Here is an 11,918-nt window from a genome sequence, read left to right as displayed (position 1 = left end):
CAGAGGCGGAGATGAAAGATCAACAAGCCCTAACGGGTCAGGCTGGCAAATAACGTGGGCAGTTTTTCAGGCAATCGATCCACATGGTCAACAATGGTGTAGTTATTTTCGCCAAAAATACGTTTAACATAGCTGTCAGCATTGGCATCCAGCGTCAGACAATAGGTCATCACGCCTTTGCTCCACAGCTCATCGACGGCTTTGCGAGTGTCATGACGTAAATGTTGAGGATCACGTTCATCTATATCCGAAGGTTCACCATCGGTGACCAGCAACAATAGCCTGCGACGTTCCGGCTGTTTTAACAAGTCTTGAGCAGCATGGCGCATTGCCGCACCCATCCGGGTTGATAAACCACCTTTCATTCCTGCCAAACGGGCTTTTGATTCATCATCAAAGGGCTGATTGAAATCTTTAAAGCGGAAGTATTGCACATCATGTCGGCCATCCGAAGCAAAGCCATGTAAAGCAAATGGATCACCGATGCCATTAATCGCTGTAGCTACTAAGGTTGCTGCTTCACGCGTCAAATCCAGAACCGTCTTATCACTACCTTCAATAACATCATTGGTTGATTCCGATAAATCCAATAACACTGTTACGGCTAAATCACGATTTTTTATCACATTTCGCATGGTAATCCGAGTATTGGGTTGCTCGCCCATACGGATGGCAATCATCGCATCAACTGCCGCATTGATATCAATCTCATCACCATCTTCCATATTACGAACCCGCTGGACACCGGCCGGCGACAGCAAATCGATTATCTGGCGGATGCGATGCGCGACCGGCTTGTATTCTTTGAGGATATTATCAATATCTTCCGGATCACCTTTTTTGGGACGGTATTCATATACCGTACTCCAGTCCGGACGATACAACTGTACCTGATAATCCCATTCCTGATAATGATAGGGTTCTGAAACGGGATCTTTACCCCACATCTCATTAAAACTGACCGTGGCTTCACCGGCATCTTCATATGGCATGAACTTGGTAGAACACACCCAGATTTCCTGGGCATCATCGCCAGCCAGCTCGCAATCCACTTCATTGGCCATTTCAACAGCACTGACATATCGCCGAACTTGTCGCTGGCTCGATGGAATATATTCTGCTCCGTGCATCAGGAAATCGAATTCTTCAAACTCCCAGATAAAACGGTTATCGTCACGATAAGGCAACCGAATGGATTCTAATATTCGTAAGCTGGGCACCTCGCGCTGTTCGGCAAATAGATGAAATAATTCCATGCCCAGATCCCAGCTGAACTGGTTATTTTGTGCTTGCTCAGCAATATTTTGATGGAATCTGTCCGCCAAGGCATTTAGTGGGTCATCATTGTTTTTAATCGAAGCATCATGCAGGCTGCGGGCAAACTGTTCGAGCTTTAGCAGTCCCTTATGCTCAACTTCCTGACTTTGAGGAATAGTTAACAAACTACCCCAGAGTTTCTGCAAACCGGGAAAATCCTGTGTCGCCAGATACTCAACCCGGGCATCTTCCACCAGTCCAATAAAAAACATCTGTGCCGGACTTAGCTGCTCAGCGGAAATAGGGGCACGGGTATACTGAATATGAGCAGCCAAATGGGCCGCCTGAGCTCGATACAGCTCCAGACCACTGACACCATCAATATCATCCACCGCATCTGGCAGATGCATAACAAAATGCTCAATATAGGGTTTGAAACCTTCATAATCCGCCGCAGTAGGACGCAGAAAGAAATCCCTGCCCCATAATGCCCGCAGATAAAAATTCAGCTTACGTTGAGTGTCGATAAATAGCGTGCCACGACGTTCTTTTTGCAGCATTTTCTTGCTGTCAGCGGTTTCCAGGGCAAAGTATTTGACGAGATTATTCAGATCGCGACGGTAAGCTTCGGCACCAAAATTAGCCCAGCGTCTTAAACCGGATAAGGTGAGTTTAGACAATAATTCATCAATAATGCCCAACATTGGCCTTAAGCCACGGGAAGCTTTGGCAGACAGTTGATGAATCAGGCTTAAATAACCGCGTAATAACTCCGGGTCGCCCAACCGCCGAGCAGCAGTAGGCAGACTATGAATCATCAGTGCTATCACATCGCCCGAGGTCATTGACGATAATTTCATTGCTGCATTGATGCAATCGCGGATGACGTCCTCGCCACATTCCTTGACGACTTGTGGAATATCTTCCAGAAAGGCGATCACCAGCTCTTTACCTCTCCCTAGCTCTGCCAGGCCTTTGGCACCTTCCATATATTCCTGTAAACCGGCAGGCGACATGATCCTTGCCGCATCCTGAAAAGTACTATCCAGCGTATGCACCAGTTCCGGCGCTATTTTTTCAAGCTGTTCGCGGTAATCGTTTAGATTGACGCTCATGATGTAATATCCAAACCGGAGAAACCGGGACAGCCTTTATCAACTGACAAAGAAGGTATGAACAGCGGCTTCCAGCGTTTCACGCATATCCGGATCATCCGTCAATGGTGTGACCAACGTCATCTGGCAGGCAGCCAAAGGCTCAACCCCTTCTGCAATCATTTGCCCTGCATAGACCAGAAGACGGGTGGAAATACCTTCATCCAGGCCATGGCCTTTCAGGTTGCGGGCACGATGCGCAATTTGTACCAGTTTTTTGGCTATCTCCGCATCAACACCGGTTTCCTTGGCGACAATTTCGGCTTCCAGGTCGGCGTCCGGATAATCAAAATTCATCGCTCCGAAACGTTGTTTGGTGGATTGCTTGAGATCTTTCATCAGGCTCTGATAACCGGGATTGTAGGAAATCACCAGTTGAAAATCTTTGTGAGCCTCAACCAGCTCACCTTTTTTATCCAGTGGCAGACTGCGACGATGATCGGTCAAAGGATGGATAACCACCGTTGTATCCTGACGAGCTTCAACCACTTCATCCAGATAACAGATGGCACCAATACGGGCAGCGGTGGTCAAGGGACCATCCTGCCATTTGGTGCCATCCTTATCGAGCAGAAAACGCCCGACCAGATCGGAGGCGGTCATATCTTCATTACAGGCAACTGTGATCAGCGGGCGACCTAGCTTCCAAGCCATATATTCGACAAAACGCGACTTACCGCAGCCAGTCGGACCTTTAAGCATTACCGGCATACGGCGCGCGTAAGCGGCTTGATACAGCTCTACTTCATTACTGACCGGACGGTAAAAAGGTTCTGTTTTGACTTTATACTGTTCAGCAATTTTCTCGCTCATCGCAGTATCCTCGGGGTATTCGTAGGGAAGATTGGTTGTACGTATTTGAAAAAATCCCTGACACTGAGGTCAGGGACTGATTCGATTTGATGTTATACCGACTGACCGCGGAACACGACCATCTCTGCGCCTTTAGACTGAGCATAATTATCATACCCCACCAAACGCACATGGTTTTTTGGATGCGCCTTGTGGCAGGCTTCAGCTTCAGCAAGAATGCGATCCACATCGGTTTCACCGAATAGAGGCAGCTTCCACATGTACCAGTAGTGACCAAACGCATTTTCAGGTTCAGTGTGTTCTACTGCAGGGTTCCAGCCTTTGCTGACAATGTATTCAACCTGTTTACGGATGCGTGCAGCATCCATTTCTGGCAAATACGAGAAGGTTTCGAACTTGCGGCTTGATGTATCAGCCAGGCTTGACGCGTAATCTTGCATTTCACTCATTGTCATTTCCTCAAATAATGGCGAATTCGATATCAATTAACGATGGTCAGCAACGCCGACCAGCATCACTTACTTGTGTGCAACATCTAATTTGTCGACTGTATCGAATTCGAATTTGATTTCTTTCCAGGTTTCCATCGCCACTTTCAACTCTGGACTATGTTCAGCAGCTGCGGTCAGGATTTCTTTACCTTCTTTTTCCAACTCTCTGCCGTGGTTACGTGCTTCTACACATGCTTCCAAGGCCACACGGTTTGCTGCAGCTCCTGCCGCATTACCCCATGGGTGACCCAATGTACCGCCACCAAACTGCAATACCGAATCATCACCAAAGATGCTGACCAGTGCAGGCATATGCCATACGTGAATACCGCCGGAAGCGACTGGCATAACACCAGGCATGGAAGCCCAATCCTGATCAAACATGATGCCGCGACTGCGATCTTCTTTGATATAAGAATCACGCATGATATCGATCCAGCCCAATGTCGCAGCACGATCACCTTCCAATTTACCAACGACAGTGCCTGAGTGCAGATGGTCACCACCTGACAGACGCAGCATTTTGGTCAATACACGGAAGTGGATACCATGATTAGGGTTACGATCCAGTACCGCATGCATTGCCCGGTGAATATGCAGCAACATGCCGTTATCACGACACCAGTTGGCCAGACCTGTATTGGCCGTGAATCCACCCGTCAGGTAGTCATGCATGATAATTGGTGCACCCAGTTCTTTGGCATACTCGGCACGTTTGTACATTTCTTCAGGGGTTGGCGCTGTGACGTTCAGATAGTGGCCTTTACGTTCACCCGTTTCTATTTCAGCTTTGTCGATCGCTTCCATAACAAAGTCAAAACGTTGTCTCCAGCGCATAAATGGCTGTGAGTTAACGTTTTCATCGTCTTTGGTGAAATCCAGACCACCACGCAAACATTCATACACAGCTCGACCATAGTTTTTCGCAGACAAGCCCAGCTTTGGCTTGATGGTGCAGCCCAGTAATGGACGACCATATTTATTCATGATGTCACGCTCAACCTGGATACCATGAGGAGGCCCACCACAAGTCATTACATACGCAACAGGAATTCGTACGTCTTCCAGACGCAAAGAACGTACTGCTTTAAAACCGAAAACGTTACCCACCAGAGAAGTCAGCACGTTAACTACTGAACCTTCTTCAAATAAATCGATCGGATAAGCGATAAAGGCATAGAACGCTTCATCGTTGCCTGGAACGTCCTCAATAGCGTAAGCACGGCCTTTGTAGTAATCCAGATCAGTCAGCAAATCGGTCCAGACTGTGGTCCAGGTACCAGTTGATGATTCTGCCGCTACCGCAGCAGCCGCCTCTTCACGTGGCACACCTTCTTGGGGGATGACCTTGAAACAGGCCAGAAAGTCGGTGTCTTTGGGAGTGTAATCGGGCATCCAGTATGTTTCGCGATACTCTTTTACACCCGCTTGATAAGTTTTTGCCATGGTGTTCTCTCCAGGTATATGCGCAAGCAGATTAATCAAACTGTTACTTTGGGTTGGTCAGAGCCTGTATGTCTCATAGCTATTCTTGAGATGGACAAATTTTGTCTCCAGCCATGGTGGCTGTGAAAGCGAATTTTATCCAAGTGTAACCCAGCGACTATTTCATGTCTGTGGTAAAAATAGTTGACTTGACCTATTAAAACAAGTTAATAGTTTTTATCCTTGTCATAAATTAAAGTTATATATGTTACATGCCTCATTACAACAGTTACGCCTATTCGAAGCGGTTGCACGCCTGAAGAGCATTACCCGTGCGGCAGAAGAAAAACATTTAACCCAACCCGCCGTGTCGATTCAAATGAAAAAACTGGAAGAATCCGTCGGCATGCCTTTATTTGAAAGCGTTGGGCGGCAGTTGCATCTTACTGTTGCAGGTAATGAACTTCACGATGCCTGTCGGGATGTTTTGCAACGTCTTGCCGATCTGGACGCCGCATTAGCCGATTTACATGGTGAGGTTGCTGGGCCTGTAAATCTTGTTGTTGTCAGTTCTGCCAAATATTTTCTACCCTATCTTTTGGGCAATTTTATTGCGCGCTATCCCAAAGTTGAACCAAGGCTACAGGTAACTAATCGAGCCAGATTACTCGAACGGCTGGATGCCAATGAAGATCATCTTTATGTCATGGGCCAGGTACCAGACGATCTGCCAGTGGTTGAATACCCGTTTTTAGAAAATGTTCTGGTTATCGTCGCCCGCCCCGACCACCCATTGGCCAAACAAAAAAATATTTCATTAAAAACTATCTCTGAACAACGTTTGGTTGGCCGCGAACCAGGTTCGGGCACACGCAAAGCGGTGGAAGAATTATTTGCCAAAAATGGTTTAAAAATATCACCGTATATGGAATTAGGTGGAGCGGATGAAATCAAGCACGGCGTAATGGCGGGTCTGGGGCTGGCAGTATTATCACTACATAGCCTGCGGTTAGAGCTGGCAGCAAAAAAACTGGTGGTATTAGATGTGGAGAATTTTCCATTAAGGCGGCGCTGGTATGCCGTTCATCGGCAAGGCAAAAGACTATCGCTTGCTGCACAAACATTTCTGGAGTATCTGCAACAGGAAGGTGAGCAGGAAATCGAGCATTTACTGACGCATGATCTGTCTATCCTTACTGACAACCGAGACGTTTAGCCTGGGCAATCAAGTCTGCCAGCGTAGTATGCTGTTGATTCAGGCATCGGCTGAGAAAGCTTCTCTGAGTGCCAAGTGCATAAGTGTTTTCGATAAATCGACAATTATTCATTGAGGCCGATTTATCCCATCCCGCCAGGTATTGAACGGGTTGAGAAAAATTGCCAATCTGAAATAACACTACCTCAGCCGGACGCTGTTCGATTTTACTCAGGTGTACCTGGAATTTATCATCGCAATCCAGCTGCTGCAGAGAATGCTGTTGATATAGCTGCTGCGTCGTTTTGATTTGATTTTGCTGCTCCCGCTGTTGCAGCTTTGGCTCTATCAAAAGCAGATATCCTGCAAATATCACCACCAGCACGATTGCAGCAGCAAATGATCTGCGAGTCCAATTCAGCTTCTCGGCTAACGTGAAAATAACGCCGGCAAGGCACAATATAATGCCCGCACCGAAAAAAAGAGGCACCAGCCAATTTGCATAATAAGAAGGGTTACCGATTAGACCCGCAAAATAGCCATAAAAAAATATCCCGCCAAGCAATAAACCAGCAAGAAGACTTACAGCAACTCTGGCAAGCAATAACATCATGCAGCACAAAAAAACCACCGGAAATCAAAAGATCTCCGGTTTATTTTGCAAAGCTTATTTTTCTTTGAGCAGGTCACGAATTTCAGTTAACAGAACTTCTTCTTTAGTTGGTGCTGGTGGTGCTGAAGGAGCAGCCTCTTCTTTTGCTTTCAATGAGTTCATCGCTTTAACGACCAAAAATATCACAAAGGCAATAATGACAAAATCGACAATGGTTTGAATAAACTGTCCATAAGCAATAACCACGGCCGGCGTATCGCCAATCGCGTCCTTAAGCACTATTGCCAGATCTTTGAAATCCACTCCCCCCAGTAACAACCCCAATGGCGGCATAACCACATCAGCTACAAATGAAGAAACAATTTTGCCAAAAGCGACACCAATAACAATACCGACAGCCATATCTATCACATTGCCACGCATCGCAAATTTTTTAAACTCTTGTACCATGCTCATATCCTCTCTCCTTTTTTGACTTTAATAAACTTCCTGATAAAACACTTTTTTACGGCTTTTATATCAGCAGTTTAGAATATATGACATAAATAATTATTTGTCGGTAAAAATTAGCGGACAATAAGCTCTGTGGATCTTTCATAGCTGCAACTGAAAGATCAACAGCCCCTGGTCTCATGATCTTTCCACCGACACTTACTTCGTCACTCGATAAAGTTATAAGGCTTAATATATGGCTATTGGTTTTTTTCAAAAACGCATTGAAGAGATTATCGACAATATTGCGAACTCTGACGATACAACCTCATTAACGGCCGACCAACTGGCGCGGTTGTCCTCAGAATTGGCATTATATTTCTCGACCATTTTGCTCACACTTGCTGGAGCTTTGCTAATCGCAGTCTTTGTTTTATGGGTTTTGAAACGACGTGCAAATCCTGCTACAACCGCAAATAAAGAACTGGAACGTCAACGCTTATTGCAGGAATTGGAAACCCAATTTCTGGCTATCAACAATCAACCTTCGGTATGGTTAACCAACAGATCCAATTTTGACGCCAAACTGGTCTATGAATTCTCACTGGCATTGACGCCGGAAGTACGTTGGCAGGTCCCTCAAACAGTTGAAACATCATGGCATATGGGAGATCGGCTGATCACAATTACTGATCAACAAGATTTGCTGACCGCCAGTTTGTTGGATGAAATCTTATTCTGGTTCCGTCGCCTGGACCGAGCCGTTGCCGGAGAAATCATCAAAGTTGAAGATATTTATAGTTTATGGCGCCAGATATTGCCATTTGCCATTGATAACCGATTCAGTTTTATGGCCGCTTATTTTGCAGAAGATAAACGCGGCAGTCTCAATGATATTGAAGCAGTACGACAAGTCTTGATTGGGGTGATTCGTTATTGCCAACAGCAAAAACACTCTCAACCACTGAGTTACATTAATGGCAGGCTGGATCCGCTATTCTTTGAACAGCTGCCTAAAGGAATGAAAACGGGTATCGAAGCGGCAAGACAGAATACAGTTCGCAAGGATCCAGTAGTGATGGATGAGGTTTCTGCCCCTATTCAACAAAATAGATCTGAGCGAAAGGAACCTGTCGTTACTGCACCGGAAAATGTAACTGAAACATCGAAAAAAACGACTCGTAAAGAACCTATCGTCAGCTTTGATAATGTGGATGTCGAAACCAAAAAACCAGACTGACTTTTGAGGTTGCAATTATCCGTGACCGTATTGGCTTCAACATAAATTGGTTCAGCAAGGTAATCATCATCTAGGGCTTGTCAGTCGAGTTTTTACAAACATTGGCTAACACTGCCACAGCTAAATCAATCTGATAAGTCGGTTGTCGATGCTCGCGCAGAAAGAATTGCTGTACTCGATAGGCTTGCTGCTCTTTTTCAATGCGTTGTTCACAACTCATTTCATCGGGTACCAGTTCGCCATTTATATCCTGAAGAAAATGCACCATTTCATGCACTATAAAACCCCGGGCACTTTGATCCTGCTCCAACTCCATTCGCTCATCAAAGTAAATAGTCCGAGTTTCAGTGTCGTAATAGGCAACGGCGGTACAGAATTGATCATCACATAATGTCTGCAGCAGCTGCTGATGACTGACGGCCTCAACTGCTGGCAACTTAAGCGGCTGTTCATAGCTGGTTAATGTTACCGCCCATACCATCAAACTATTGATTAGCTCTTGCATATCTTTAGCTCCGGTGCTTAAAGCAATTCAAACAATTTCTGCATAGCCTGTTTATGTGTTAATTTCTGCTGTCTTAAATTGCTGTAATTGGCACATAACTCGCCATAAACATAACGGCCGCTCACGGTTTGAAAGTGCTCGGCAAAATCCTCCAGAATCTGATCTTCATTTGCCTCAATCCCCATTTCCTGTAATTGCCGTGTGATTTGTACAGTACGGTTGGCGATCACCCGGGGTTGCTCATGCACACTTTTTTGAATAATCGTTAACAGATTCCGGTAATAACCTTTATCGCGGGCTGGCTCTATATCAGGGTTAAGTTGATAAAGTGATAGCAACCATTGTTCCGGCGGGGTTGGATCGGCAACAGATAACATTTCGACTGGTTTGGTCTCTGGCATTCCTTGCTGTAAATTTTGCGGGACCGGTTTGACAATGGCATAGTTTGGTTGCTGTTCTTCAAATTGAGACGTTTGCTGGGCATCATCTTCACACCCGGTGATGCCAATAATGACTAATGAAATAAACAGGAAGGACACAACACGTTGGATCGCCAGGAACATTATCAGTAGTTTCATTGGTTCGCTCCCTGATTAGTTTGCTCGAACCTGCCGGGTTTATCAGGCTGACAAATGATGAAGGCCAGACCGTTTATTGAAAGTCACCGTAGCGTTCTTCTGCAGCAGCCTCGCTGATAAAACTGGCAGCAACCAACTCCCAGCGTTGTTCAGCATCAAACACTCGACTGCATCCTAGGGCCTGTGAACCGTCTGGTTTAAGCGGAAACATTGACCTTCCCGCCTGTCTTACATCATAAAAATAACGATCCAGTTGTAAATCTATGATCTGAGTCTGGTGGGTATTTTTTACAAATACTCTGGCCCCACCTTTCTCCTCACAATCCTCATCCCACTCTTCATAAAACTCAATATAGTGATTTGCTTCATTTGCTTCTGCTATTAAAACCGAGCTGTTTACAAGGCAAAATAGCCCCCCGATAACAAAAAACAAACCGGCATTAGAAAGTTTAGTGGGCATAAAAATTTAACTCCTGAATCAAAATAGGGTTCATGGCTAAGTCCTGACTCAGTGCTAACAATCAAAGTTTCCCTCTGAACAAAGGTCAGGACATCATCCCTAAATGATTCAGGAATAAAGAATATTTATTGCTCACTAGCTTTAAGACAACTGTCCTAAAACAGCAAACTTGATTCATCGAAAACAACCCGATAGTTTATTTAAGCAGGCAACTGCAATTTCAGGCCTTATAACGCCAACCCGGCTATACATTTATTGTCATAACTGGTGGTTGAATCCGTTAACCAAGTAACCGCGTCGACTGGATTCCAAACAGTTTTACGTTACTAGGGCTTGTTTTCAGCCCCAGCTTTCCTTCGCGTTTTTATCTTTTTGGAGAACATTATGTTTGACTGGAATTTAGGGAGTGATTGGGAGACATGGATATCTCAACCAGCCGTAGTGAATTTCTTCCTGGTACTCGGAATTGCAGTTGTAAGCTACATGTTACTTCGCATGGTGATGCGATTTTTTATAACCCGCAGCGTCGATCTGCTTTCACGCTCCAAAGGACGTTGGGGGCGATATGGCGCTGAAGTCTTCAGGCATACAAGTCGATTATTAATAGCTGCCATGGCCATACAAATTGGGCTGGCACTCGTTGATCTTGGTCCTGAGTGGGATAATCGGGTCAGTCATATATGGTTTCTGGTGCTGGCCTTGCAAATTGGGCTGTGGATTGATGCTGCCATCGTCATGTGGAAAATAGACACCATCGAAACGCGGGTAGATCGTGAAAATCAATTAACCGTCACCATCGTGTCATTACTGGTTCGTACCAGCATCTGGGCAGTCGTATTGCTGTCGGTATTGGCAAATCTGGGAGTCAACATTACCGCTCTGGTTGCCAGCCTGGGTATTGGTGGTATTGCCATCGCTCTGGCACTGCAGACATTGCTGGGAGATTTGTTTGCCTCTGCATCCATCGGTGTCGACAAGCCTTTCAGAACCGGCGATTTTATCGTTTTTAATGATGTTGCCGGCACCATTGAATATATTGGGCTGAAAACTACGCGTATACGAAGCCTGAGTGGCGAACAGATCATTTGCGGTAATACCAATCTGCTGCAGCAAATCATTCACAATTACAAACGCATGAATGAGCGCCGGGTGGTTTTCTTTCTGGCTATTTCATTCCGTACGCCAGTTGCCAAAGCCAGACAGATACCAGGATTAATAAAGGAAATCATCGAATCCATCGACCAAACCCGATTTGATCGCGCACATTTATTCAAATTTGATGATTATTCGATGAGATTCGAGGTGGTCTATTACGTGCTGAGCTCAGACTACAATATCTATATGGATATCCAGCAAAATGTTAATTTTACGTTGCTGGAAGAGCTGGACAAAAGAGAAATCAGATTTGCCATGCCTGTGCGTTCTATTGAGTTTCTTGATGATATACCGCTCCCCGATAGAGAAAACGGAGAGAAGATACATGGGGCAAGTTCAGAGGCTTCTGCGAAGTTCTAAGAGTGATATGCTCATAAATCTGCTAATGAAGTATTAGTGATTAAGCTTACGGGGAGAGGGGGAAACGACACGAACCAAGGAAACATTGTTTGCCTCAACTCGAGAAAAGAAAGTGGTGGCTACACCTAGATTCGAACTAGGGACCCCATCATTATGAGTGATGTGCTCTAACCAACTGAGCTATGTAGCCACGAAGCCGAGCATTTTACGTTGCTGGGCAATAAATATCAACATTAAGAG

At 45.4% G+C, this 11,918-nt stretch carries 12 protein-coding genes and 1 tRNA gene; 3 read left to right on the top strand and 10 right to left on the bottom strand.

The genetic code is table 11. The features are described 5' to 3' along the window. Nucleotides 1-29: 29 nt before the first annotated feature. From B3M51_RS01215 to B3M51_RS01200, 4 genes are all read right to left on the bottom strand, one after another. Nucleotides 30-2,372 carry a nitric oxide reductase activation protein NorD gene (locus tag B3M51_RS01215; protein ID WP_292756271.1) on the bottom strand — a complete coding sequence of 781 codons (2,343 nt, stop codon included), beginning with the start codon at nucleotides 2,370-2,372 and terminating at the stop codon, nucleotides 30-32. 39 nt (nucleotides 2,373-2,411) lie between these two features. After that, nucleotides 2,412-3,224 carry a CbbQ/NirQ/NorQ/GpvN family protein gene (locus tag B3M51_RS01210; RefSeq protein ID WP_292483350.1) on the bottom strand — a complete coding sequence of 271 codons (813 nt, stop codon included), beginning with the start codon at nucleotides 3,222-3,224 and terminating at the stop codon, nucleotides 2,412-2,414. Between the two features lie 92 nt (nucleotides 3,225-3,316). Beyond that, nucleotides 3,317-3,673, bottom strand: a complete 357-nt coding sequence (locus tag B3M51_RS01205; RefSeq protein WP_014705744.1) for a ribulose bisphosphate carboxylase small subunit — start codon at nucleotides 3,671-3,673, stop codon at nucleotides 3,317-3,319. Nucleotides 3,674-3,742: 69 nt separating this feature from the next. Continuing rightward, nucleotides 3,743-5,161, bottom strand: a complete 1,419-nt coding sequence (locus B3M51_RS01200) for a form I ribulose bisphosphate carboxylase large subunit (RefSeq protein ID WP_292354492.1) — start codon at nucleotides 5,159-5,161, stop codon at nucleotides 3,743-3,745. Nucleotides 5,162-5,405: 244 nt separating this feature from the next. On the opposite strand from B3M51_RS01200, the gene B3M51_RS01195 reads away from it, so the two are divergent. Further along, the gene (locus tag B3M51_RS01195) at nucleotides 5,406-6,356 is read left to right on the top strand and encodes a LysR family transcriptional regulator (RefSeq protein ID WP_292756269.1); all 951 of its coding nucleotides are present in this window, start codon (nucleotides 5,406-5,408) and stop codon (nucleotides 6,354-6,356) included. On the opposite strand, the gene B3M51_RS01190 is transcribed toward B3M51_RS01195, so the two are convergent. After that, a complete protein-coding gene (locus B3M51_RS01190; RefSeq protein ID WP_292483347.1) occupies nucleotides 6,334-6,948 on the bottom strand; it encodes a hypothetical protein in 615 nt (204 codons plus the stop codon). The two genes, B3M51_RS01195 and B3M51_RS01190, sit on opposite strands and share 23 nt — an antisense overlap. Nucleotides 6,949-7,002: 54 nt before the next feature. Next, nucleotides 7,003-7,404 carry a large-conductance mechanosensitive channel protein MscL gene (gene mscL, locus B3M51_RS01185; protein WP_292483345.1) on the bottom strand — a complete coding sequence of 134 codons (402 nt, stop codon included), beginning with the start codon at nucleotides 7,402-7,404 and terminating at the stop codon, nucleotides 7,003-7,005. Nucleotides 7,405-7,636: 232 nt separating this feature from the next. On the opposite strand from mscL, the gene B3M51_RS01180 reads away from it, so the two are divergent. Continuing rightward, the gene (locus tag B3M51_RS01180) at nucleotides 7,637-8,620 is read left to right on the top strand and encodes a hypothetical protein (RefSeq protein WP_292483344.1); all 984 of its coding nucleotides are present in this window, start codon (nucleotides 7,637-7,639) and stop codon (nucleotides 8,618-8,620) included. Between the two features lie 70 nt (nucleotides 8,621-8,690). Here B3M51_RS01180 and B3M51_RS01175 read toward each other — a convergent pair whose 3' ends face one another. From B3M51_RS01175 to B3M51_RS01165, 3 genes are all read right to left on the bottom strand, one after another. Further along, nucleotides 8,691-9,125, bottom strand: coding sequence for a hypothetical protein (locus tag B3M51_RS01175; protein ID WP_292756266.1), 435 nt, complete (start codon nucleotides 9,123-9,125; stop codon nucleotides 8,691-8,693). A gap of 17 nt (nucleotides 9,126-9,142) precedes the next feature. Next, nucleotides 9,143-9,703, bottom strand: a complete 561-nt coding sequence (locus B3M51_RS01170; RefSeq protein ID WP_292483340.1) for a hypothetical protein — start codon at nucleotides 9,701-9,703, stop codon at nucleotides 9,143-9,145. A 73-nt stretch (nucleotides 9,704-9,776) separates the two neighbouring features. Next, on the bottom strand, nucleotides 9,777-10,163 hold the full coding sequence (locus tag B3M51_RS01165) for a hypothetical protein (RefSeq protein ID WP_292756264.1): 387 nt from the start codon (nucleotides 10,161-10,163) through the stop codon (nucleotides 9,777-9,779). A 384-nt stretch (nucleotides 10,164-10,547) separates the two neighbouring features. Here B3M51_RS01165 and B3M51_RS01160 point away from each other — a divergent pair, with 384 nt between their 5' ends. Further along, nucleotides 10,548-11,678: a mechanosensitive ion channel family protein gene (locus B3M51_RS01160; RefSeq protein ID WP_292483336.1), complete on the top strand. Its 1,131-nt coding sequence runs from the start codon at nucleotides 10,548-10,550 to the stop codon at nucleotides 11,676-11,678. 113 nt (nucleotides 11,679-11,791) lie between these two features. Here B3M51_RS01160 and B3M51_RS01155 read toward each other — a convergent pair. Then, nucleotides 11,792-11,868: transfer RNA gene (locus B3M51_RS01155), tRNA-Met, on the bottom strand. Nucleotides 11,869-11,918: the final 50 nt, after the last annotated feature.

Origin of the sequence: Methylophaga sp. UBA2689 (genome assembly GCA_002354555.1) — a bacterium.
Lineage (GTDB): Bacteria > Pseudomonadota > Gammaproteobacteria > Nitrosococcales > Methylophagaceae > Methylophaga.
Note: the sequence above shows the minus strand (reverse complement) of the source record. Positions and strands in the feature narration are given on the sequence as shown.

Coding starts and splice junctions, on each gene's coding strand:
- B3M51_RS01165 (WP_292756264.1), bottom strand. CDS start 10,163: ATGCCCACTAAACTTTCTAATGCCGGTTTGTTTTTTGTTATCGGGGGG.
- B3M51_RS01195 (WP_292756269.1), top strand. CDS start 5,406: ATGTTACATGCCTCATTACAACAGTTACGCCTATTCGAAGCGGTTGCA.
- B3M51_RS01180 (WP_292483344.1), top strand. CDS start 7,637: ATGGCTATTGGTTTTTTTCAAAAACGCATTGAAGAGATTATCGACAAT.
- B3M51_RS01175 (WP_292756266.1), bottom strand. CDS start 9,125: ATGCAAGAGCTAATCAATAGTTTGATGGTATGGGCGGTAACATTAACC.
- B3M51_RS01210 (WP_292483350.1), bottom strand. CDS start 3,224: ATGAGCGAGAAAATTGCTGAACAGTATAAAGTCAAAACAGAACCTTTT.
- B3M51_RS01170 (WP_292483340.1), bottom strand. CDS start 9,703: ATGAAACTACTGATAATGTTCCTGGCGATCCAACGTGTTGTGTCCTTC.
- B3M51_RS01200 (WP_292354492.1), bottom strand. CDS start 5,161: ATGGCAAAAACTTATCAAGCGGGTGTAAAAGAGTATCGCGAAACATAC.
- B3M51_RS01205 (WP_014705744.1), bottom strand. CDS start 3,673: ATGAGTGAAATGCAAGATTACGCGTCAAGCCTGGCTGATACATCAAGC.
- B3M51_RS01160 (WP_292483336.1), top strand. CDS start 10,548: ATGTTTGACTGGAATTTAGGGAGTGATTGGGAGACATGGATATCTCAA.
- B3M51_RS01190 (WP_292483347.1), bottom strand. CDS start 6,948: ATGATGTTATTGCTTGCCAGAGTTGCTGTAAGTCTTCTTGCTGGTTTA.
- B3M51_RS01215 (WP_292756271.1), bottom strand. CDS start 2,372: ATGAGCGTCAATCTAAACGATTACCGCGAACAGCTTGAAAAAATAGCG.
- mscL (WP_292483345.1), bottom strand. CDS start 7,404: ATGAGCATGGTACAAGAGTTTAAAAAATTTGCGATGCGTGGCAATGTG.